Annotated in this window: 18 protein-coding genes; 7 read left to right on the top strand and 11 right to left on the bottom strand. The window is 70.8% G+C overall.

The genetic code is table 11. The features are described 5' to 3' along the window. Window positions 1–12 precede the first annotated feature (12 nt). The 5 genes from ASF17_RS09675 to ASF17_RS09655 all read left to right on the top strand — a co-directional run bounded on the left by ASF17_RS09675 (window position 13) and on the right by ASF17_RS09655 (window position 6,871). The gene (locus ASF17_RS09675) at window positions 13–1,050 is read left to right on the top strand and encodes a LacI family DNA-binding transcriptional regulator (protein ID WP_055798884.1); all 1,038 of its coding nucleotides are present in this window, start codon (window positions 13–15) and stop codon (window positions 1,048–1,050) included. Window positions 1,051–1,311: 261 nt separating this feature from the next. Further along, window positions 1,312–3,429 carry a beta-galactosidase gene (locus tag ASF17_RS09670; protein WP_055798881.1) on the top strand — a complete coding sequence of 706 codons (2,118 nt, stop codon included), beginning with the start codon at window positions 1,312–1,314 and terminating at the stop codon, window positions 3,427–3,429. 79 nt (window positions 3,430–3,508) lie between these two features. Then, entirely contained in the window at window positions 3,509–4,867 is a 1,359-nt protein-coding gene (locus tag ASF17_RS09665) for an ABC transporter substrate-binding protein (protein ID WP_055798878.1), read from the top strand. An 85-nt stretch (window positions 4,868–4,952) separates the two neighbouring features. Then, complete coding sequence (locus ASF17_RS09660; protein WP_055798875.1) at window positions 4,953–5,909, top strand: carbohydrate ABC transporter permease; 957 nt, start codon at window positions 4,953–4,955, stop codon at window positions 5,907–5,909. Next, window positions 5,906–6,871 (top strand): carbohydrate ABC transporter permease, encoded by a 966-nt coding sequence (locus ASF17_RS09655; protein ID WP_369814521.1) that lies wholly within the window; start codon window positions 5,906–5,908, stop codon window positions 6,869–6,871. Before ASF17_RS09660 ends, ASF17_RS09655 begins: the two co-directional genes overlap by 4 nt. 94 nt (window positions 6,872–6,965) lie before the next feature. Here ASF17_RS09655 and ASF17_RS09650 read toward each other — a convergent pair whose 3' ends face one another. Genes ASF17_RS09650 through ASF17_RS09625 form a run of 6 tightly spaced genes read right to left on the bottom strand, consistent with a single transcriptional unit; the run spans window position 6,966 to window position 13,380 of the window. Further along, window positions 6,966–8,156 carry a Gfo/Idh/MocA family protein gene (locus ASF17_RS09650; RefSeq protein ID WP_082475351.1) on the bottom strand — a complete coding sequence of 397 codons (1,191 nt, stop codon included), beginning with the start codon at window positions 8,154–8,156 and terminating at the stop codon, window positions 6,966–6,968. After that, window positions 8,153–9,418: a Gfo/Idh/MocA family protein gene (locus ASF17_RS09645; RefSeq protein WP_082475251.1), complete on the bottom strand. Its 1,266-nt coding sequence runs from the start codon at window positions 9,416–9,418 to the stop codon at window positions 8,153–8,155. The genes ASF17_RS09650 and ASF17_RS09645 overlap by 4 nt, the downstream gene beginning before the upstream one ends. Beyond that, a complete protein-coding gene (locus ASF17_RS09640; RefSeq protein ID WP_055798871.1) occupies window positions 9,415–10,203 on the bottom strand; it encodes a ThuA domain-containing protein in 789 nt (262 codons plus the stop codon). The genes ASF17_RS09645 and ASF17_RS09640 overlap by 4 nt, the downstream gene beginning before the upstream one ends. A 52-nt stretch (window positions 10,204–10,255) precedes the next feature. Beyond that, window positions 10,256–11,146 carry a carbohydrate ABC transporter permease gene (locus tag ASF17_RS09635; RefSeq protein WP_055798868.1) on the bottom strand — a complete coding sequence of 297 codons (891 nt, stop codon included), beginning with the start codon at window positions 11,144–11,146 and terminating at the stop codon, window positions 10,256–10,258. Beyond that, window positions 11,139–12,140 (bottom strand): carbohydrate ABC transporter permease, encoded by a 1,002-nt coding sequence (locus tag ASF17_RS09630; RefSeq protein ID WP_055798864.1) that lies wholly within the window; start codon window positions 12,138–12,140, stop codon window positions 11,139–11,141. The genes ASF17_RS09635 and ASF17_RS09630 overlap by 8 nt, the downstream gene beginning before the upstream one ends. Window position 12,141: 1 nt before the next feature. Next, entirely contained in the window at window positions 12,142–13,380 is a 1,239-nt protein-coding gene (locus tag ASF17_RS09625; RefSeq protein WP_055798860.1) for a sugar ABC transporter substrate-binding protein, read from the bottom strand. A gap of 214 nt (window positions 13,381–13,594) precedes the next feature. On the opposite strand from ASF17_RS09625, the gene ASF17_RS09620 reads away from it, so the two are divergent. Then, complete coding sequence (locus tag ASF17_RS09620; protein ID WP_055800606.1) at window positions 13,595–14,671, top strand: LacI family DNA-binding transcriptional regulator; 1,077 nt, start codon at window positions 13,595–13,597, stop codon at window positions 14,669–14,671. A gap of 91 nt (window positions 14,672–14,762) precedes the next feature. Here ASF17_RS09620 and ASF17_RS09615 read toward each other — a convergent pair whose 3' ends face one another. The 5 genes from ASF17_RS09615 to ASF17_RS09595 all read right to left on the bottom strand — a co-directional run bounded on the left by ASF17_RS09615 (window position 14,763) and on the right by ASF17_RS09595 (window position 20,671). Next, a complete protein-coding gene (locus ASF17_RS09615) occupies window positions 14,763–15,746 on the bottom strand; it encodes a carbohydrate ABC transporter permease (protein ID WP_055798857.1) in 984 nt (327 codons plus the stop codon). Beyond that, complete coding sequence (locus ASF17_RS09610) at window positions 15,743–16,882, bottom strand: carbohydrate ABC transporter permease (protein WP_055798856.1); 1,140 nt, start codon at window positions 16,880–16,882, stop codon at window positions 15,743–15,745. The genes ASF17_RS09615 and ASF17_RS09610 overlap by 4 nt, the downstream gene beginning before the upstream one ends. Before the next feature lie 147 nt (window positions 16,883–17,029). Then, window positions 17,030–18,388, bottom strand: a complete 1,359-nt coding sequence (locus ASF17_RS09605) for an ABC transporter substrate-binding protein (RefSeq protein ID WP_055798853.1) — start codon at window positions 18,386–18,388, stop codon at window positions 17,030–17,032. A 141-nt stretch (window positions 18,389–18,529) separates the two neighbouring features. Then, window positions 18,530–19,552 carry a LacI family DNA-binding transcriptional regulator gene (locus ASF17_RS09600; protein WP_055798849.1) on the bottom strand — a complete coding sequence of 341 codons (1,023 nt, stop codon included), beginning with the start codon at window positions 19,550–19,552 and terminating at the stop codon, window positions 18,530–18,532. A 108-nt stretch (window positions 19,553–19,660) separates the two neighbouring features. Next, entirely contained in the window at window positions 19,661–20,671 is a 1,011-nt protein-coding gene (locus tag ASF17_RS09595) for a LacI family DNA-binding transcriptional regulator (RefSeq protein ID WP_055798847.1), read from the bottom strand. Window positions 20,672–20,830: 159 nt separating this feature from the next. Between ASF17_RS09595 and ASF17_RS09590 the strand changes: the two genes are divergently transcribed. Next, complete coding sequence (locus tag ASF17_RS09590) at window positions 20,831–22,117, top strand: ABC transporter substrate-binding protein (RefSeq protein ID WP_055798844.1); 1,287 nt, start codon at window positions 20,831–20,833, stop codon at window positions 22,115–22,117. Window positions 22,118–22,127: the final 10 nt, after the last annotated feature.

Below are 22,127 nucleotides of genomic sequence, written 5' to 3'. Positions count from 1 at the left end.
TACCCTCGGGGCATGCCCGACGCCACGATCTACGACGTGGCGACCCGAGCGGGCGTCTCGCACCAGACGGTGAGCCGGTTCCTGCGCGGCTTCGAGGGCATCCGGCCCGAGACCCGCGCCAAGGTCGAGGCGGCCCTGGCCGAGCTGGAGTACCGGCCGAACAGCGCAGCGAGGTTCCTCCGCCTCAAGCGCACGAACCGCATCGCGCTCCTGGCCGACAACATGCACCTCTCGGGGCCGGCCCGCACGATCGCCAGCGCCACCGAGGCCGCGCGCGACCTCGGCTACGTCACCGACATCGTCACGATGGACGGCGGCGACGAGCGCAGCGTCCGCGAGGCCCTCGATCTCGTGCTCAGCCAGCAGATCGCCGGGCTCGTGCTCATGGCCCAGACCGCGATCGCCCGCACCGCCGTCGAGCAGCGCGACATCTCGATGCCCGTGGGCCGCGACTTCGGCCTCGTCGTCGACGGCACCGGCGAGTCGCTCGGCGTCCGCGCCGGTCGCGTCGCCGCCGAGCACCTCATCGAGCTCGGGCACCGCCGGGCCGCCTACGTCGCCGGGCCCGAGCAGTGGCTCGTCGCCCGGGAGCGCCAGGAGGGCTTCACCGTCGCCTTCACCGCCGGGGGAGGCGAGGTCGTCTCGAGCGCCACGGGCGACTGGTCGGCCGAGTCGGGCTTCGCCGCGGCCCGCCGTCTGCTCGACGAGGGCGCGCTCGGCACCCCGGGAGGCGCGGGTCGGTCCCGCGACGGAGGCGCCACCGCCGTCGCGGTCGCGAACGACACCATGGCGATGGGTCTGCTCGCGGCGCTCGCCGAGGCCGGCGTCTCGGTGCCCGGCGACGTCAGCGTCGTGGGCAACGACGACGCCCCGGAGGCGCGCTACATGGTCCCGCCCCTCACGACGGTCGACCTGGACTTCGCCCGCGAGGGCGTGCTCGTGGTCAGCTCGCTGATCGCCCGCATCGAGGGGCGCGAGACCGACCCCGTGATCCACGTGCCGACCCCGGCCCTGGTGACCCGCGCCTCCACGGCCCCGCCCAGCGCCTGACGCGTCGTCGCCGTCCGAGGCGCATCGCGGGGGCACCGGCCACGCGAGACGCAGCCACCCGCGCCGCACCGCCGGCCCCGTCGCCCACCGCCGCATCACGGTCGGGTCACGCCGCCGGATTGCCTCTTGCGCGACGTCGGCGGCTCGACTAGCTTCCTCATCAACGCCGATGTTATCGACAACATCGCCGGATCACCGCGCACCACGAGCACGCCAGCAGCCGCGGATCGATGACGATCCGCACGAGCAGACAGGTCGACGATGACGTCAGCACCCCGCCACTCCGGAGTCCTCTTCGGGGCCGCCTACTACGCCGAGTACCAGCAGGCAGGCACCCTCGACCGCGACCTCGACCTCATGGTCGAGGCGGGCTTCACCGTGATCCGCGTGGGCGAGTCGGTCTGGTCGACGTGGGAGCCCCGCGAGGGCGAGTTCGACCTCGACTGGCTGCAGCCCGTGCTCGACGGCGCCCAGTCGCGCGGCATCTCGGTGATCCTCGGCACGCCCACCTACGCCGTGCCGCCGTGGCTGCAGGTGCTGCACCCCGAGATCGCGGCCGAGCGCACCTCCGGGGTCCGTGCCGGCTGGGGGGCCCGCCAGGAGATGGACCAGAGCCACCCCGCCTACCGCTTCTACGCCGAGCGGGTCGTCCGCCGGGTCGCCGCCCGGTACGCCGACCACCCCGCCGTCGTCGGCTGGCAGGTCGACAACGAGCCCGGCAACGAGCTGCCCCGCAACGAGCAGGTCTTCCAGCGGTTCCTGGCCTGGCTGCAGCGCCGCTACGGCACGGTCGAGAGCCTCAACGACGAGTGGGGTCTCGTCTACTGGTCGCACCGGATCACCGAGTGGTCGCAGCTCTGGCGGCCCGACGGCAACGTGCAGCCGCAGTACGACCTCGAGTGGCGCCGCTTCCAGGGCGAGCTCGCCGACGAGCTGATCGCCTGGCAGGCCGACGTCGTGCGCGAGTACGCCCGCGACGACCAGTTCGTCACCACCTGCATCTCGTACGCCCGCCCCCAGGTCGCCGACGACCGGCTCGTGAAGAGCCTCGACGTGACGGCCGGCAACCCCTATTACAAGATGCAGGACGGCCTGACCCGCGGCATCGAGATCCCCCGTGAGGCCGGCTGGTGGCACACCGGCGTCTGGGCCCTGCACCAGTGGGGCGACCGGGCGTTCTCGTCGGCGCAGGCGCCGTTCCTCGTCACCGAGACCAACGCGCAGTCGATCGGCGGACCCTGGCAGAACCACCCGCCGTTCGACGGGCAGATCAAGCAGGCGGCGCTGGCGCTCGTCGCCCGCGGCGCCCGGATGGTCGAGTACTGGCACTGGCACACGCTGCACTTCGGCGTCGAGACCTACTGGGGCGGCGTGCTGCCGCACAGCCAGCGCCCCGGGCGCATCCACCGCGAGGTCGCGGCCCTCGGCGCGACCCTCAAGAAGGTGGGAGGCGCGGTGGACGGATTCACGCCGGCCGCCGACGTGCTCATGCTCTGGTCCACCGACACCAAGTGGTCGTTCGAGGGCTACCCGCCCCTGCCGCTGCCGGACGGCGGCCCCGACCCCGACTCGTACCTGCACCTCTTCGACGCCCACTACCGGGGCCTCGCCGAGTCGGGTGCGCAGGTGCGGATCCAGCACGTCGAGCAGTTCGCCGCCGCGGACCCCGCGGCGGTCGCGGCCGAGCACCCCGTGCTCGTCGTGCCCGGCCTCTACGTCGTCGACGACGCGACCCTCGACGCGCTCGTCGCCTACGCCGAGGCCGGCGGGCACCTCGTGCTCGGCGTCCGCACGGCCTACGGCGACCAGCTCGCCCGGGCCCGCCGCGACGTCGCCCCCGCCCGGCTCTCGGGCCCCGCGGGCGTCTGGTACGAGGAGTACACGAACCTCGACGCGCCGCTCGAGGTGCGCACCGCGGGTCCCGCCGACGGCCTCGCCCTCGAGCCCGGCTCGGCCGGCACCCGCTGGGCCGACGTGCTGCAGGTCGACGACGCCGAGGTGCTCGTGCGGTTCCCGGCCACCGAGATCGGCGCCGACGCGGTCATGACGACCCGCGCCTCCGGGGCCGGTCGCGTCAGCTACGTCGCCACCGTGCCGAACCCCGAGCTGTCGCGCAGCATCGCCCGCTGGCTCGTCCCGCAGACGGCGGCCGTCGACTGGGCCGCCACCGAGACGGTCACCGTCACGACCGGCTCGCGCCCCGGGGGAGCCGACCTCGCGTTCGTGTCGAACTGGTCTGCCGACGAGGCCTCGGTCACGGCGCCCCACGCCGTCCGCGACCTCGAGACCGGCGAGGTCGTCGCGGCCGGCGGCACCCTGACCCTCGCCCCCCGCTCGGCCCACGTCCTCGAACGCGTCGAGGACGCCCCGGCGCGCTGACCGGCGGCCCCGACCCCCACACCACACACCCCCGACCCCGGCGTCTCACCCGAGACGCCGCACCCCGAGAGAGAAGACCATGAAGCGGAAGAACACAGCAACGGCGCTCGTGTCCCTGGCCCTCGCATCGGCGTTCGCGCTGACCGCGTGCGCCCCCGGCGGCGGAGGAGGCGCGGATGGCGGAGAGACCACCGCCCCCGTCTCGCAGGCCGACATCGACACCGCGATGGACACCGAGACGACCATCACCTTCTGGACCTGGGTGCCCGACATCCAGAAGGAGGTCGACCTCTTCGAGAAGAAGTACCCGAAGATCACCGTCGACGTCGTCAACGTCGGCACGGGCACGGCGCAGTACCCGAAGCTCCGCACGGCGCTGAAGGCCGGCAAGGGCGCACCCGACGTGGCGCAGATCGAGTACCAGTACATCCCGTCGTTCCGCCAGACGAACAGTCTCGTCGACCTGACCCCGTACGGAGGCGCGGAGCTCGAGTCGAAGTACGTCGAGTGGGTCTGGAACCAGGTCGCCGACGACCGCGGCGTCTGGTCGGTGCCGCAGGACTCCGGTCCGCTCGGCAACCTCTACCGCTCGGACATCTACGAGCAGGCCGGCATCACCGCCCCGCCCGCCACGTGGGACGAGTTCGCCGAGCAGGCGAAGACCGTGAAGGACGAGACCGGCTCGTACATCTCGAACCTGCCGGGCAACGACCCCGGGCAGGTCGTCGGGCTCTTCTGGCAGGCCGGCGCCAAGCCGTTCTCGTACGACGGCGACAAGACCGTCGGCATCGACCTCGACTCGGCCGAGACGCAGAAGGTCGTCACCTTCTGGCAGGACCTCATCGACCAGGACCTCGTCTCGACCGACGCCGACTTCACCGACGCCTGGTACCAGGGCTTCTCGTCGGGCAAGTACGCCAGCTGGCAGACCGCCGCCTGGGGCCCCGTGTTCCTGCAGGGCACGGCCGCGAACACCAGCGGCAAGTGGACCGCCGCGAAGATCCCCCAGTGGGAGGCCGGCGACGACGTCTCGGGCAACTGGGGCGGATCGTCCGACGCCGTGATCACCGGAACCCAGAACCCGATCGTGGCCGCCGAGTTCAGCAAGTTCCTCAACAGCGATCCCGAGTCGACCCTCGCCTTCGCGAACGAGCAGTTCCTGTTCCCGACGACGACCGACACCCTCTCGAGCGACGAGTTCACCGGCACGGCCAGCGAGTTCTACGGCGGCCAGAAGGTCAACGAGCTCTTCGCCGGCGTCTCGGACACGGTCAGCACCGACTTCCAGTGGCTGCCGTTCATGGACTACGTCTACTCGAGCTACAACGACACGCTCGGCAAGGCCATCGCCGACCACGACGACATGTCCGCCGCCCTCACGGCCTGGCAGGACGACGTCACCGCCTACGCGAAGCAGCAGGGCTTCACCGTCCAGTAGCGCTCACCGGAGCCGCCCGTCGTCGTCGACCCGCCCCCTCGGGCGGCGGCGGCGGGCGGCTCCGCCCAGCCCGGCAAGGAGCCCCATGTCCACCTCCGTCACCCCTCGTCGCGACGCGACCCGCGCCTCCTCGACCCGCCCCCCGACCGCACGACGCAGCAGCACGCTGCACCGGCCCCAGCTGATCGCCGCCTGGGCCCTCGCCATCCCGTTCCTGATCGTCTTCGCCGCGATGTTCCTCGTGCCGCTCGGCTACGCCGGGTACCTCAGCACGTTCACGTCGCAGCTGGTCGGCGGGCAGGTCTTCTCGGGGCTCGCCAACTACGAGCGGGCCCTGAACGATCCGAGCTTCTGGGCCGGTCTCGGCCGGGTCGCGCTGTTCCTGTTCGTGCAGGTCCCGATCATGCTCGTGATCGCCCTGTTCATCGCCCTCGCGCTCGACACCGGTCGGGTCGCGGGCAGCAAGTTCGTCCGTCTCGCGATCTTCGTGCCGTACGCCGTGCCCGGTGTCGTCGCGACGCTCATGTGGGGCTACCTCTACGGCCGCGAGTCGGGGCTGATCGCCCAGGTGCTCACGGGCGCCGGGCTGCCCGCCCCCGATCTGCTCTCGCCGCAGAACGTGCTCGGCAGCACGATGAACATCGTCAGCTGGGAGTTCATCGGCTACAACATGATCGTGCTCTACGCGGCCCTCCGCAGCGTGCCGACCGAGATGTACGAGGCCGCCGAGATCGACGGCGCGGGGCCCTGGCGTGTGGCGTGGAGCATCAAGATCCCCGCGATCCGCTCGGCGATCCTGCTGACGGTGATCTTCTCGGTGATCGGGTCGTTCCAGCTGTTCAACGAGCCGAACCTGCTCTACAGCATCGCGCCGAACGCGATCGGCTCGGACTTCACGCCGAACCTCTACGCGTACAACGTCGCGTTCCGCAACCAGGACGTCAACTACGCCGCGGCCATCGCGTTCCTGCTCGGGTTCCTCATCATGATCATCAGCTACGTGGTGCAGCTCGCCACCTCACGCAAGGAGCGACTGTCGTGACGATCGCACCCGCACCCGTCGACACCGCCGGCGCGACCGCCGTCGACCGGCCCGCCGACCGACTGCAGAGCTCGGGAGGCGCGGGTCGGCGACGCCCCCGTCGTCGCGTCGAGCGCTCCCAACGGAAGACGCCGCTGCTCACCGTCATCCTCTGGATCACGCTCGCGTACTTCCTGCTGCCGCTGGTCTGGCTCGCGATCCAGGCGACGAAGACGAACGGCGACATCTTCAGCACGTTCGGCCTGGCGTTCGGGCGCACCTTCGCGCTCGGCGACAACATCGCGCAGCTGTTCACCTTCCAGGACGGCATCTTCCTGCAGTGGATGGGCAACACGGTGCTGTACGCCGTGGCCAGCTCGGTGGGCGCGGCGCTGCTGGCCACGATGTGCGGCTACTCGCTCGCGAAGTACGTCTTCCGGGGCCGGTCGTTCGTGTTCGGGCTGATCCTCGGGGCGGTCATGGTGCCGCTGACGGCGCTGGCCATCCCGACGTACCTGCTGTTCAGCGCCGCGAACCTGGTCGACACCCCGTGGGCGATCATCCTACCGTCGCTCGTCAGCCCGTTCGGCGTCTACCTGATGCGCGTCTACGCGAGCGAGGCCGTCGACGACAGCCTGCTCGAGGCCGCGCGCATCGACGGCGCCGGCGAGCTGCGCATCTTCCTGACGATCTCGTCGCGACTGCTCGCCCCGGGTATCGTCACGGTGCTGCTGTTCGCGCTCGTCTCGACCTGGAACAACTACTTCCTGCCGCTGATCATGTTGAACGACCCGAGCCTGTTCCCGGCGACGGTCGGCCTGGCGCAGTGGCAGCAGGCGGCGACCGGCGGAGGCGGCGCCCAGGTGCTGTTCTCGACCGTGCTGACGGGGTCGTTCGTGTCGATCCTGCCGCTCGTGGTGGCGTTCCTCTTCCTGCAGAGGTTCTGGCAGTCGGGCCTCAGCGCCGGCGGCGTGAAGGGCTGACGCGAGACCCCGGAAGATCACTGAGACCCCCGTGCGCGCACGGGGGTCTCAGTGATCTCGTGGGGTCTCGGCAGAGTCCGCGATACGCGGCGGGTCAGGAGGCGCGGGTCGGCTCCACGGGCAGCCAGACGGAGTCCGCGGCGTCGGACGCCTCGACGGCTGCCAGCACGCGCTGCACCTGCAGGCCGTCGGCGAACGACGGGGCCGGCTGCGTGCCGGCGGCCAGCGCCACGACGAGGTCGTGCAGCTGGTGCGTGAACGCGTGCTCCCACCCGAGCCCGTGGCCGGCCGGCCACCAGGCGTCGACGTACGGGTGCTGCGGCTCGGTCACGAGCACGCGGCGGAACCCCGACTCGGGCCCGTCGACCTCGAGCACCTCGAGCTCGTTCGGCCGCTCGAGGTCGAACGCGACGGCGCCCCGCGAGCCCGAGACCTCGAGCCGGAAGGCGTTCTTGCGACCCGTCGCGAACCGGGTGGCCTCGACCGACGCGATCGCGCCTCCCTCGAGTCGGGCCGTGAACCAGGCGGCGTCGTCGACGGTCACCCGACCCCGCTCGGAGCCGGCCACCCCGCCGAGACCCGAGGTGACGACGGTCTCGTCGACCAGCGGCCGCTCGGTCACGAAGGTGTGCAGCGTGCCCGACACGTCGGTGAGACGCCGACCGGTCACGAACTGCGCCGCGTCGACCGCGTGGGCCCCGATGTCGCCGAGCGCGCCCGAACCGGCGACGGCCTTGTCGAGCCGCCAGGTCATCGGATCCCGCTCGTCGATCAGCCAGTCCTGCAGGTACTGAGCCCGCACCTGACGCACCTCGCCGATGCGCCCCGCCGCCACGATGTCGCGGGCCAGGGTCACGGCCGGCACCCGCCGGTACGAGAAGCCGACCATCGCGAACACCCCGCGCTCGGCTGCGAGCCGGGCCGCCTCGGCCATCCGCTCGGCCTCGGCCACCGTGTTGGCCAGCGGCTTCTCGCAGAGCACGTGCTTGCCGGCCTCGAGCGCGGCCACCGCGATGTCGACGTGCGTCGAGCCCGGCGAGCAGATGTCGATCACGTCGATGTCGGGGTCGTCGACCGCGTCGCGCCAGTCGGACGCCGTGGACCCCCACCCCCACCGCCCGGCCGCCGCGCGGGTGGCCGCGACGTCGCGACCGACCAGGGTCGCCATCACGGGCGCCAGCGGCAGGTCGAAGAAGGCGGGGGCGACGCGGAGGGCCTGCGAATGCGCCGCACCCATGAAACCGTGACCCACGAGGGCGAAGCGGAGGCGGCCCTGCCCGGTCACCGCGCCTCCTGCCGTTCCCGCTCCGGAGCCGAGGAGGCGCGGGCCGGGTCGACCGCCCCCGCCCCGGTCGCCGACGCCCCGCCCTGCAGGGCCGCGCGCACCGAGGTCCACGACTCGAGACGCGCCCGCACCTCGGGGTCGCGCTCGGCCGCGAGGGCCTCGCGGTGCGCCTGCTCGAGCACGTCGTCCACCAGCACGCGCTCGCCGGATCGCGTCGACCGGATCGCCGCCTCGACCATCACGAGGCTCATCACGTTGCCGTGCACCTCGCCGTCGGGGCGCTCGCCGGTGCGGAGGGCCCGGGCGAACGCCGCGAGCGAGCCCGCGATCTCGACGCCCACGCTCGGTCGCGCCTCGGGGACGCCGGGGGCGCCGTCGATCTCGCTGACCGGCTCGTCGTCGCCCGACCACAGGGCCGTGCCGCCCGAGCCCGAGACGCGCCAGGCGCCGTTCCACGAGGTCTCGACGCCGGGGCTGCACCACGAGCCGTCGTAGCTGTAGCGGACCCCGCCCTCGAAGCCGATCACGGCGCTCGCCGCCGCGTCTCCGCGGTACCACGACCACGAGGGGTTCCACGAGTCGCACCACACCGACACCGGGTCGCGACCGATCAGATAGCGCGCCGAGTCGAACGCGTGGATCGCCATGTCGAGCAGCAGCACGTCGTCCATCTGCTCGCGGAACCCGCCGAAGTGCGGCGCCTTCGCGAACGACGTCGACACCATGCCCACCTCGCCGAGCAGCTCGGCGTGCGCCTTGAGCGCCACCAGCTGGTCGTTGTAGCGGCGCGACTGCGACACCATGAACAGCTCGCCCGTCACCTCGGCGGCCGCCGTCAACGACAGGGCCTCGGCGACGCTCTGCGCGGCCGGCTTCTCGCCGAGCACCGGCAGACCGAGGCGGAGCGCCTGCATCGTCACCGGGTGGTGCGCCACCGGCACCGTCACGTCGAGCACGGCGTCGGGCGAGACCCGGGCCACCAGGGCGGCGAGGTCGCGGTCGACGGGCAGATCGGGCAGACCGGCGTGCTGCGCTCCGGCGCGGGCGGCGTCGAGATCGAGGTCGACGATGCCGACCAGCTCGACGTCGGGGGAGTCGGCGACGGTGCGGAGCCAGGCCCGCCCCATCTCGCCGGCGCCGACCTGCACGACCCGCAGCGCGCCTCCTCGGCGGTCGACGCGGCGGAAGCCGCCGGGTGCGTGTGCGGACCCGGGTGCGGACTCGGCTGCGGGGGTCTCGTTCACGGGGATCGGGGCGCTCATGCGTCGGCCGGCTCCTCGATCGGGCCCGAGTAGTCCTTGCCGTCGAAGTACTCGCCGAGGTCGTAGCGGAGCAGGGTCGGCGTCTCGCGCTCGCGGTCGGGGCGCGCCCACTCGGCGGCGTTCGAGATGACGCGGCGGACGTCGGGGTGGAAGTACACCGGGAAGTCCTGGTCGCCGGGCGAGAAGAAGAAGATGCGACCGAAGCCCCGCCGGTACGTCATGCCGCTGCGGAACACCTCGCCGCCGGTGAAGCCCGAGATGAAGATCAGCTCGTCGGGCGTCGGGACGTCGAAGTACTCGCCGTACATCTCCTGTTCGGGGATCACGATCGGGTTCGGCACGCCGCGGGTGATCGGGTGCTGCGGGTTGACCGTCCAGACGAGCTCCTGATCGTGCTCGCTGCGCCAGCGCAGCGTGCAGGTCGTGCCCATCAGCTTCGTGAAGATCTTCGACCAGTGGCCGGAGTGCAGCACGATCAGGCCCATGCCGGCGAGCACGTGCCGGTGCACCCGCTCGACGATCTCGTCGTCCACGTCGCCGTGCGCCGCGTGACCCCACCAGGTGAGCACGTCGGTGTCGGCGAGCAGCTCCTCGGTGAGGCCGTGCTCGGGCTGGTCCATGGTCGCGATGCGGACGACGGCGTCCGGCAGGTTCTCGCCGAGGCCGGCGGCGATCGCCCCGTGCATCCCGTCGGGGTAGCGGTCGGCGACGTGCTGCTCGACCTTCTCGTGGACGTTCTCGCCCCAGACGGTGACGCGCAGGGGGCCGGGTGTGTTCGTGGTCACGGTGTTCTCTCTCTCAGGTGGTGTGTTCGTCGTTCGTGGTCGTCGGTCGTCGTCACTTGACGGCCCCGCCGGTGGCCCCGGCGGCGATGTACCTCTGCGCCGCGAGCAGCAGCACGATGGCGGGCAGCGACGCGAGCACGGCCGCGGCCATGACGGTCGACCAGTCGGCGGTGTACGTGCCGATGTACTGGTAGATGCCGAGGGTGATGGGTCGGATGTCGGCGGTGGTCGTGAGTGTCAGCGCCATCAGGAAGTCGCTCCAGGTGAACAGGAACGTGAAGAGCCCGGCGGTGATCATCGAGTTGCGGCTGATCGGCAGCACGATGCTGCGGAACGCCCGCAGGTCGCTCGCTCCGTCGACCTTCGCCGCCTCGATGATCGACGGCGGGATGTTCAGCATGAACGCCCGCATGATCAGGATCGCGAACGGCACCCCCGCGGTCGAGTCGGCCAGGATCAGCCCCGGGATCGTGTTGAGCAGACCGATGTCGTTGTACGCCGCGTAGAGCGCGTTGGCGACGACGATCCCCGGGATCATCTGCGAGATCAGGATCGCGAACAGCACCGCGTTGACGCCTCGGACCTTGAACTGCGCCAGGGCGTAGGAGGCGGGGGTCGCGATCACGAGACTGAGCACGACGCTGCCGAGCGCGATCACGAGACTCGTGACCAGGTTGCCGCCCTGGTCGGCCAGCGCCTGGGCGTAGCCGCCGAACTGCGCCTCGAACGGGAACCACGAGGCCTCGATGGCCGAGCCCGCCGGCTGCAGCGAGATGTTGACCATCCAGTAGACGGGGAACAGCATCACGGCGAGCAGCAGGACGCCGACGGCCGTGAGCAGGTACTTCCTCGGCCCCTCGGGGCGCGAGAGGGGTCGGCGTCTCTCGGAGCCGCGACGGGCGACGGCCCGGGTGCTCGGAACGCGCAGGGCTGTCTCACTCATCGACGGCCTTCCGGTTGAGTCGCAGGTACACGACGGCGAACACGGCCGAGATGACGATCAGCACGTTGCTGAGCGCCGCCCCCGACCCGAAGTCGAACTGCTGGAACGACAGGCTGTACGACTGGGTCGCGATGGTCTGCGTCGCGTTCGCCGGCCCGCCGTTCGTCAGCCCGAGGATGATGTCGAGCACCTTGATCGTGTAGACCACGCCCAGCACGAGCACCACGCTGACGACCGGTCGCAGCAGCGGCCACGTCACGTGCCGGAAGCCCTTCCAGCCCGTGGCCCCGTCGAGCGAGGCGGCTTCGTAGAGCTCGGTGGGGATGTCCTGCAGACCGCCGTAGAGGATGGTCGTGTTGAACGGGATGCCGATCCAGATGTTGACCAGCACGACGGTCAGCAGGGCGACGCTCGGGCTCGTGAGCCACGGCACCGCGGGGACGCCGAAGGTGCCGAGGAACTGGTTGAGCACCCCCGAGTCCTGGTCGAGGATCCACTTCCAGATCGCGCTCGAGACGATCAGCGGCAGCAGCCAGGGCAGCAGCAGGAGCGATCGGAGGATCCCGTTGAGCGGGAAGGCCCGGCGGAAGAACAGGGCGAAGAGCAGCCCGATGACGAACTGGCCGACGATCGAGCCGACGGTGAAGAGCGCCGTGTTGAGCAGGGCCGTGCCGAAGAGCTGCGAGCCGAGCACCTCGGCGTAGTTGGCGAGCCCGACCCAGGGCGCCTCGCCCGTGTAGAAGGTCGTCGTCGTGTAGGCCTGGAAGCTCATGATCAGGTTCTTCAGCACCGGGTAGCCGAAGAACAGGACGATGAAGGCGGCGGCCGGCAGCACGAACAGCAGCTGCGAGACGCGCTCCCAGCGGCGGGCCGTGCTGCGACGCGACGAGCCGGGGCGCGACGAGCCGGAGCCGCCGCGGCCGGGCCGCCGACGCGAGACCGGGGTCTCGGCGCCGGCGACCGGGCGGGTGTCGAGCGAGGAGGCGGTGGTCATGTCACTCGCTCGGCTGCGCGTCGTCGAGGGCCTCGGCGGGCGAGGACTGGCCGGTCAGCGCGGCCTGCACGGCGGTGTAGATGGCCGTGGCGGCGGCGGGCCAGTCGGCACCGAGCTCCGCCGTGCGCGACCGGGCGCCCGCGACCAGGGTGACGAACGCCTCCTGCTCGGGCTGCTGCTCGGCGTAGGTGGCGGCGACCGACGTCTTCGAGGGGATGGTGTTGCGCTGCTCGGCCATGGCGAGCTGGTTCTCGTCGGAGTTCATGCACTCGACGACCTTCGCTGCGACGGCCTGACGGGCCTCGTCGCCGGTCTGCGGCACCGTCCACACCTCGCCGCCGAGCGGGGCGACCGCGGTGTCGGAGGCGTCCTTCACGGGGATCGTGGTCACGCCGTACTCGACCGCGGTCTGCGCGTTCAGCGCGGGCAGCTGCCACGGGCCGTTCACCATCATCGCCGTCTTGCCGGCCATGAACTGGTCGTTGACGTCGGCCTGGGTCCAGTTGACGACGCTCTTCGACATCGAGCCGTCGGCGACGAGATCGGTCCAGAGCTGCAGCGCCTCGGCGGTCTCGGGCGTCGCGATGTCCTTCTCGTCTCCGCCGTTCGACCACATGAACGGCAGGAACTGCCAGGTGCCCTCGTAGGTCGCGTTGGCGTCGACCGCCATGCCGTACCGCTCGCCGGTGGTGAGGGCTGCGGCGGCGGTTTCGAGCTCGTCCCACGTGGTGGGCGGCTCGACGCCGGCGTCGGCCAGGGCCTGCACGTTGTAGAACAGCGCGATCGTGTTGACGGTCGGCGCGAGGCCGTAGAGCTCGCCGTCGTAGGTGCCCGACTGCACGACGCCGTCGGCGTAGCCCTCGGCGTCGAGCCCGAACTGCGACAGCGGGGCGAGGGCGCCCGTCTCGGCGATCTGCGCGAGGTCGGGGTTGTCGAGCATGAGCACGTCGGGCAGGGTGCGCGACGACGCCTGCTGCAGCACGCGCTGGATGAGCGAGCCGCCGGGCACCATCGTGCGCTCGATCTCGACGCCGTTCTCGGCGCCGCACTGGTCGAGGAACGTCGTGATGACCTTCTCGTCGTTCTCGCCGTAGTAGTCGACCACGGTGATCTTGTCGACCGGGCCGCCGGCCGCGCCCCCGCCGCCTCCTCCGCCGGTGCACCCGGCGAGGACGAGGGGGACGACGGCGACGAGCGCCGTCGCGGTGAGGGTTCTGGTGCGGATCGATGCAGGCTTCATTGCTCAGCTCTCTCTCGGTGACTGGTGGGCGGCCGGCGACGTCGGCCACCCGGGGGTCGACCCGAGAGGCGGAGTGCGACGTCGCTGCTCCGTTGCAGGGAAGCTAGCAGTTAACCGCTTTACATGTAAAGCGGTTAACACGGATCCGTCCGATGTCTGCGCTGCGGGTCCACCGCACTAGCCTGGTGACGAGCGAAGGAGAGACGTGGCGACCATGCGAGAGGTGGCCGCACGGGCGGGGGTGTCGATCGCCACGGTGTCGTTCGTGGTGAACGGGTCGCGCAGCGTGTCGGCCGGGGTCCACCGGCGGGTGACCGACGCCATGGGCGAGCTCGGCTACACGAACAACGTCGTCGCCCGTGCCCTCGCCAGCAAGCGGACCCGCATCATCGCCCTGCTCTTCCCCGCACTCGAGCAGCGGCTGGGCGGCATCGCCCTGCACATGTTCATGAACGCGGCCACCCGCGCCTCAGAGCTCGGCTACCACCTCGTGCTCTGGCCCACCGGGCAGACGGACGACGACGTGCGCGAGCTCGTGTCGGGGCGCCTCTTCGACGGCGTGCTCGTCATGGAGGTGCAGCTGCGCGACTCGCGTGTCGAGGCGCTGCTCGAGCTCGGCCTCCCGTTCGTGTCGATGGGGCGCACCTCGCAGAACGACCGGGTGCCCTACGTCGACATGGACTTCGAGGAGGCGGTGGAACAGGGCCTCGATCACCTCCAGTCGCTGGGTCACCGCAGCATCGGCCTCGTGCTCGAGGACTTCGCGGGAACCCCCATCGTCGGTTATGGGCCGACAGCCCGCACGGAGGAGGCGTTCCGCACGTCGATCGCGCGGCGCGGACTCCGCTCGGCGATCGTCACGAGCGGGCAGTCCGCCGCGGGCGGACGGCAGGCGGCCCGCGAGCTGGTCGAGTCGCTGCCGGACGTCACCGGGGTGCTGATGCTGAAGGACGACGCGACCGGCGGCCTGCAGAGCGGCCTCGCCGAGAGCGGGCGTGAGGTGCCGCGCGACGTCTCGGTCGTGCTGCTCGCCTCGTCGACCGCCGCCGGCGCCGCGACCGAGCCGGCCATGACCACGCTGAACGCGCCCGGGGCCGAGATGGCGCGCCTCGCCGTCGAGGCGCTCGTCGCCCGGCTCGACGCGGGTGCCGGTGCTGCCGGCGCCGCCGGTGATGGCACGGACGCGGGCACGGGTGCCGACGCGGCTGCCGAGCTGACGCAGGTGCTGCTGCCGTGCGTGCTGCACGTCGCGGGCTCGAGCGCTCCGGCCCCCGCGCCCCGCGCCTCCTGAGCGGGGGCGGCGCAGCGAGACCCCGGCGAATCGCCGAGACCCCCGTGCGCGCACGGGGGTCTCAGCGACCTGCTGGGGTCTCAGGGGAGGGCTAGCCCTTCGTGGCTCCGGCGAGGAGGCCGCGCACGAAGAACCGTTGCAGGGCGAAGAACACGATCAGCGGGACGATGATCGAGATGAACGCCCCCGCCGTGAGCAGCTCCCACGACTGGCCGTACGAACCCGAGAGGTCCTGCAGGGCCTTCGTGATCGGCAACCCCTGCCCCGAGGTGAACACCGTCGCCACGAGCAGGTCGTTCCACACCCACAGGAACTGGAAGATGCCGAAGGAGGCGATGGCCGGCATCGACAGCGGCAGCACGATGCGGAAGAACACCTGGCCGTGACCGGCGCCGTCCATGCGGGCGGCCTCGATGACCTCGGACGGGATCTCGGAGATGAAGTTGTGCAGCATGAAGATCGCCAGCGGGAGGGCGAAGATCGTGTGAGCGATCCACACCTTGGCGAACGAGCCGTCGAGCCCGTTCACCCCGAGCCCGGGCAGGATGTACAGCCCGCCGATCTGCAGACCGTCCGAGAACAGACGCAGCAGCGGCACGAGCGCCATCTGGATCGGCACGATCTGCAGGGCGAAGACCAGCACGAACATCGTGTTGCGACCCTTGAAGTCGATCCACGCGAAGGCGTAGGCCGCGAGGCTCGCGATCGTGATCGGGATCAGCGCCGCGGGCAGCGTGATGACGAGCGAGTTGAGGAACGCCTTGCCGAGGGTGAGGCTGTCGCCCGAGTTCAGCGCGTTGACGTAGTTGTCGAGCGTGAAGCCGGGGTTGGCGAAGACCGTCCACCAGCCGGTGGTCTTGATGTCGTTCGCGGGGCGGAACGACGAGATGAACAGACCGGCGGTCGGCAGCGTCCAGACGACGGCGATGATCAGCGCGGCGATGGTGGCGCCACGGCTGGTCGTGCCCTTCTTCAGCTTGCCGCTCGAGCTCTCGATCTTCGCGACGCCGCGCTGGAGCTGGCTCTCGGTGCCCGGGGTGACGGCGACACCGACCGGGGTGGGGGTGGCGGTCATCGGATCTCCCTCTGCTTCTGGATCTGGCGGGCGTTGTAGATGACGATCGGCAGCACGAGGATGAACAGGATCACGGCGAGGGCCGAGCTGTAGCCGGTGCGGCTGCCGAGCTGGAACTGCCGCACCATCTCGAACGCGAGGATCGTCGTGTCGTTGCGACCGCCGGTCATGGCCGAGACGATGTCGTAGACCTTGAGCGACGCGATCGAGATCGTGGTGAGCACCACGATGATGGTGGTCCGGATGCCCGGCACCGTGATGTGGCGGAAGGCCTGGAACCCGTTGGTCCCGTCGAGCGATGCGGCCTCGAGCTGCTCGGCGGGCACGCCCTTGATCGCGGCCGAGAGCACCGTCATGGCGAAGCCGGCCTGGGTCCAGATGAGCACGATCACGAGCAGCAGGGTGTTCCACGGCTCGAACCCGAGCCAGTCGACCGGCTGCCCGCCGAACGCGACGAGGATGCCGTTCAGCAGACCGATCTGCTCGCCCTGGCGGATGTCGTAGAAGAACTTGAAGATGATCGACGCGCCGACGAACGAGATCGCCATGGGCATGAAGACCAGCAGCTTGAGGAACTTCTCGCCGCGGCTCTTGTCGATGAAGACCGCGTAGGCGAGACCGATGGCGGTGGCCGTGATGGGGGCCAGCAGCACCCAGATGAGCGTGTTGCCGAAGGCGGTCAGACCGTCGGGGCTGGTGAACACCCAGATGAAGTTGTCGATGCCGGCGAAGCCCGACCCGTCGTTCTTCATGAACGCCTGACCGGCGGTCGTGATGGTCGGGTAGATCAGACCGATGATCAGGAAGAAGACCGCGGGGGCCATGAACCCGATGAGCTGCAGCGAGTAGCCGGCGCCGCGCTTCGAGCGGTAGTCGAGCAGGAACAGCCCGCCGCCGAGGACGGCGGCGATGACGGCGACCCACATGACCGAGTTGTAGAGGCCGAAGGCGAAGAGCACCACGACGGGGACGAGCACGCAGACGGCGAGCCGGAGGATCGTGTACTGCCGACCGCGGCGGGGCGCGAACTCGACGAAGACGAGCACGATGCCGACCAGGGCCGTGAAGGCGAGGAGGATCAGGGGGATCTGGGCGAGGGGAGGGATCCCCGCCAGCCACTGGAAGAAACTGGACATCGCTGTCCTTTCACGTTCGGGTTCCGATGAAGGAGCAGGCGTTCGCGCGACCGGGGCCGCTCGCGACGCTGCGAGCGGGTCGTGCGGGGTCGTGCGGGCGCGGGGTCAGGGGCCACCGACGAGCGGTGGCCCCTGATCAGCGGGGTGTTACGAGGTGTAGCCGGCCTGGATCTCTTCGAGGACCGTCTCGGTGTCCGAGCCGTCGATCCAGTCGACCATGCCCTTCCAGAACGAGTCCGAGCCGACCGACTTGGGCATCAGGTCGGAGCCGTCGAAGCGGAAGGTCGTGTCGGTGCCCTGCAGGATCTCGACGGCGCTCTTCAGCAGGTCGCTTCCGGCGTTCTCGGGGTCGAGGCCCTGGTTGGCCGAGATGACTCCACCGAGCGAGACGCGGCTGTTGGCCCAGTCGGCGCTGGCCAGGTAGGCCTGGACCTTGGCGGTGTCGTCGTCGTTCGAGAACGCGGCGACGAACTCGCCGCCACCGGTGACGGCGGCGGGGTCGCCCTCGGCCATCGGCGGGGTGAGGAAGGCCCAGACGTCTCCGTCTTCGGCGACCGTGGCGGGCTGTCCGTCGGCGTTGTCCGCCGCGGTCAGGAAGCCCTCGAAGAACGAGGCCTGGTGGGTCAGGGCGCAGCTGCCGTTCGCCACGTTGGTGGCGACGTCGCCGAAGGCCGTGGAGTTGATCGACTTCACGTCGCCGTAGCCGGCGTTGACCATCTCGGGGTCCTGGAGGATGGTGCCGACCGAGTCGAACGCGGCCTTGACGTCGGGGTCGGTGAACTCGGTGTCGCCGGCGACCCACGAGTCGTAGGCGTCCGGTCCGGCCTCGCGCAGCACGAGGTCCTCGATCCAGTCGGTGCCGGGCCAGCCCGAGGCCTCGCCCGAGTTGAAGCCGGCGCACCAGGGCGCCTCGCCGCTCTTCTCCTGGATGGTCTTCGAGACCTCGACGAGCTCGTCGTACGTCTTGGGGACCTCGACGCCCCACTCCTCGAACTTGGCGGGGGAGTACCAGACGTAGCCCTTGACGCTGGCCATCAGGGGGGCGCCGTACTGGGTGCCGTCGACCTGACCGTACTTCTGCCAGTCCTCCGACCAGCCCTCCTTGACGTTGGCGAGGGCGTCTTCGGGGAGCTCCTGCACCTTGCCCGAGGCGACGGTGTCGGCGAGCAGACCGGGCTGAGGGAAGATCGCGAGGTCGGGGGTGTCGCCACCCTGGACCTTGATGCCGATCTGCTTCTCGAACTCCTTGTCGCCCGTGTACTTGATGTCGATGTCGTTCTCGGTCTCCCAGTCGGCCCAGCTCTCCTCGAGCAGGGTCGCCTCGTCGCCGTTGATGGTGCCGTAGACGTTGACGACGCCGTCGGCGGTGCCGACCTCGGCTCCGCCGCCGCCACCGGCGTTGGGGTCGTTGGGGTCGGCGGTGCCGGAGCAGCCGACCATCAGGAAGCTGGATGCCGCCAGGATGGCCAGAGGGCCGGTGAATCGGCGGTGCAGGGATGCTCGCATTGTTATCTCCTCATTGAGTTGCAAGACCGGCGGCCGGGTGTGCTGTCAGCCGGTCTCCGCGACACGTCGTCGTCGACGCGCGTCGACTGTGAGTTTCACACACCCGCAGGAGGCGCGCAACCGCTCGTGCTAGGGCGCGGGTCACATCCGGATAACGGGTGCGGAACTGCCCCGCACGACCAGGCGCGGCGCGACGAGCACGTGGGGCGCGTCGTGCCGACGCCCCTCGATCCGGTCGACGAGATCGTCGACGGCGGCCGAAGCGATCTCGATTCCGGGAGGGCTCACCGTGGTGAGCGGAGGCGAGGTCATCTCGGCCGCCAGGTCGCCGATGCTCAGGGCGACGACGCTGATGTCGCCGGGGATCGATCGCCCGGCCGCGGCGGCCGACTGCACGAATCCGGCCAGGGCCATCTCGTTGAAGGCGAGCACCGCCGTCGGTCGCGCCGTCAGGGCGTCGAAGACGGCGAACGCCTCGCGGCCTCCCGGCACGGAGTTGTCGGCCAGGTGCGTGTCGAGGCGGATGCCGCGATCGAGGGCCGGTCGCCGCAGGGCGCTCGTCGCCCGGTCGAGGGGCCCCGACCCGCGCTCGGGCGACGCGATGCTCTGGCTGAGGAAGAACACGTGCTCGTGGCCGAGGTCGGCGAGGTGGTCGACGGCCTGGCGTCCGAGCGACTCGTAGTCGGCGTCGATGAACCAGAGCCCCTCGGCGTCGTCGGGTCGGCCGATGTTGCTGAACGGGACGCCCGAGTCGCTCAGCACGCCGACGCGGGCGTCGGCGGCGGTCAGCTCCATGAGGATCACGCCGTCGACGAGGCCCTCGCTGACCAGGCTGCCGAGTCCGTCGACGTCGTTGATCGGGTGCGACCAGAGGAGGAGGTGGTACCCGCGTTCGCGCGCCCGATCCGTGGCCGCGGCGACGTACTCGAACTCCGACGACGTGACCCCCCGGCGGCTGTAGGGGTAGTGCAGGGCGAGGATCCCGCCCCGCGAGCCGGCGAGTCCGCGGGCGAAGGCGTTGGGCGTGTAGCTGAGATCGGCCATGGCCTGCTCGACGCGCTGACGCGTGCCGGCCGAGATCGTGCGGCGACCGCTGATGGCGTACGAGACCGTGCTCGCCGAGACTCCGGCGAGCCGCGCCACATCGTCTCTCGTCGCGCCCACGGCCGATACCTCGCTTCGTCCAGCGTCGTTCGGAGGGGGAGACGACGTCGTCTGAGTGCTGAATGCCCTCGCTGGATCGTAGCCGGTGCGGGGGAGGCCGGAGGCGCGTCAGCCGGCGGGCGGCGGAGCGGTGGTGCCGCGCACCACGAGCCGGGTCGGCAGCTGGACCTCGGGCGTCGTGGGCGCGCCCCCGTCGAGCATCGTGAAGAGCATGCCGGCGGCGGCGCTGCCGAGGCGCTGCATCGGCTGCTGCACGGTGGTCAGCGGCGGGGACTCGCGTGACGCCTCGGGGATGTCGTCGAAGCCGACGATGCTGAGATCCTCCGGGACGCGGAGTCCGAGCTCGAGGGCGGTGCGCAGCAGCGCGATGGCCGAGAGGTCGTTCGTCGCGAAGACGGCGGTGGGTCGGTCGGCGCGCGTCAGCAGCGACCGCGCGGCCTGCCGCGCCGTGGTCAGCTCGAAGTCGCCGTGGCGGGTCAGACCGGGGTCGCGCGTGATGCCGGCCGCGCGCAGCGCCTGGACGTAGCCGGCCTCGCGCAGTGACGCCGAGCGGAGGTCGGGTCGCCCCGACAGGAACCCGATGCGACGGTGCCCGAGCGAGAGCAGGTGCTCGACCGCGAGCAGGGCCCCGCCTCGGCTGTCGGCCTCGACCGACGGCAGGTCGGTGCGCCCGGTGTGCGGGTCGACCGCGACGACCGGGATGCTCGCGGTCGTCGTCAGGACCGACGGCGTCACGAGGATGGCCCCGTCGATGAGGGTGCCGCTCAGGCGGCTGAGCGACTTGCGCTCCCAGCCGCTGTTCTCGCCGTGGTGGGCGCCGCTGTAGGCGAGCAGGTCGTACTCCGACCCGCGGGCCCGGACGGCGGCGCCGACGCCCTTGAGCACCTCCGAGCTGAACGGCTCGAAGTCGGCGACGAGCACGCCGATCACGCCGGTGCGGCGGGCGCGCATGCTGCTCGCGACGAGACTCGACTCGTAGCCGAGCTCGTCGACCGCGGCCATGACGCGCTCGGTCGCCTGGGCCGAGACCCCGTACCGGCCGTTGACCGCCTTCGAGACCGTGGCGACCGAGACGCCCGCGACCCTGGCCACGTCGTGGATCGTCACCCGGCTCGTCATCACGTCGTCCTCACGACCCGCAGCCTAGCCACGTCGAAATGGTTTTCGAAAACGTTTGACACCCGCGCGCCCGTTTTCGACACTGGGGCGACGCCGCGCATCGGAGCACGGCGCACTCGGCCGACCACGGCCGCTCAACGAAGAGGAACAGGTGGAACCATGACCACATCTCGACGGCTCCTGGCCGGGTCTGCGGCCCTGCTGATCGGAGCGGGACTGCTGACCGGCTGCAGCACCGGAGGAGGCGGGGGAGACGACGACGGGTCGCTCACCCTCTGGCAGAACTCGACCACCGGCCCCGGGCAGGACTTCTGGGTGAAGGCCGCGGCCGACTTCGAGGAGGCCAACCCCGACGTGACGATCGACGTCCAGACCGTGCAGAACGAGGACTTCGACAGCAAGCTGCAGACCGCCCTGAACTCCGGCGACGCGCCCGACGTGTTCCTGCAGCGCGGCGGCGGCAAGCTCTCGGCGATGGTCCAGGCCGGTCAGGTGAAGGACATCAGCGACGGCATCTCGGACGACGCCCGCGCCGACATCAGCGAGGGCACCTTCGGCGCCGGCTCGGTCGACGGCAAGGTCTACTCGATGCCCGTCGCCGTGCTGCCCGGAGGCTTCTGGTACAGCCAGGACCTCTTCTCGGAGGCCGGCATCGACGCGGCGCCGACCACGATCGACGAGCTCGACGACGCGGTCTCGAAGCTGAAGGACGCCGACGTGCAGCCCGTCGCGCTCGGCGGCAAGGACGCCTGGCCCGCCGCGCACTGGTACTTCTTCTTCGCCCTGCGCGCCTGCAGCAGCGACGTGCTCGAGCAGGCCGCGACCGACCGAGACTTCAGCGACCAGTGCTGGGTCGACGCCGCCCAGGACCTCGCCGACTTCCGCGACACCGAGCCCTTCAACGAGGGCTTCCTCACCACGGCCGCCCAGCAGGGCGCCGGCAGCTCGGCCGGCCTCATCGCCAACAAGCAGGCCGGCATGGAGCTGATGGGCGCCTGGAACCCCGGCGTCATCGCCTCGCTCACCCCCGACGAGAAGCCGCTGCCCGACCTGGGCTGGTTCCCGTTCCCTGAGATCGAGGGCGGCGACGGCGAGACCGGCGCCATCATGGGCGGCGTCGACGGGTACTCGTGCTCGACCGACGCTCCCGACTCGTGCGTCGACTTCCTGAACTACCTCGCGACCCCCGACGTGCAGACGGCCTACTACAAGGCCTTCAACGCGCCTCCGGTCAACACGGTCGCTCAGGAGTCGGTCACCGAGCCCTACCTGCAGGACGTCCTGGCCGCCTACAACGACGCCCCGTTCGTGTCGCAGTGGCTCGACACCGTCTACGGCCTGAACGTCGGCAACGCGATGAACGTCGCCGTCGTCGACCTGCTCTCCGGAGACGGCACGCCCGAGCAGTTCGTCGAGGCCGTCGACGCCGCCGCCAAGAAGGCGTAGGGGTCGCACC

Source organism: Frigoribacterium sp. Leaf263 (assembly GCF_001422285.1).
Classification (GTDB): domain Bacteria; phylum Actinomycetota; class Actinomycetes; order Actinomycetales; family Microbacteriaceae; genus Frigoribacterium.
Note: the sequence above shows the minus strand (reverse complement) of the source record. Positions and strands in the feature narration are given on the sequence as shown.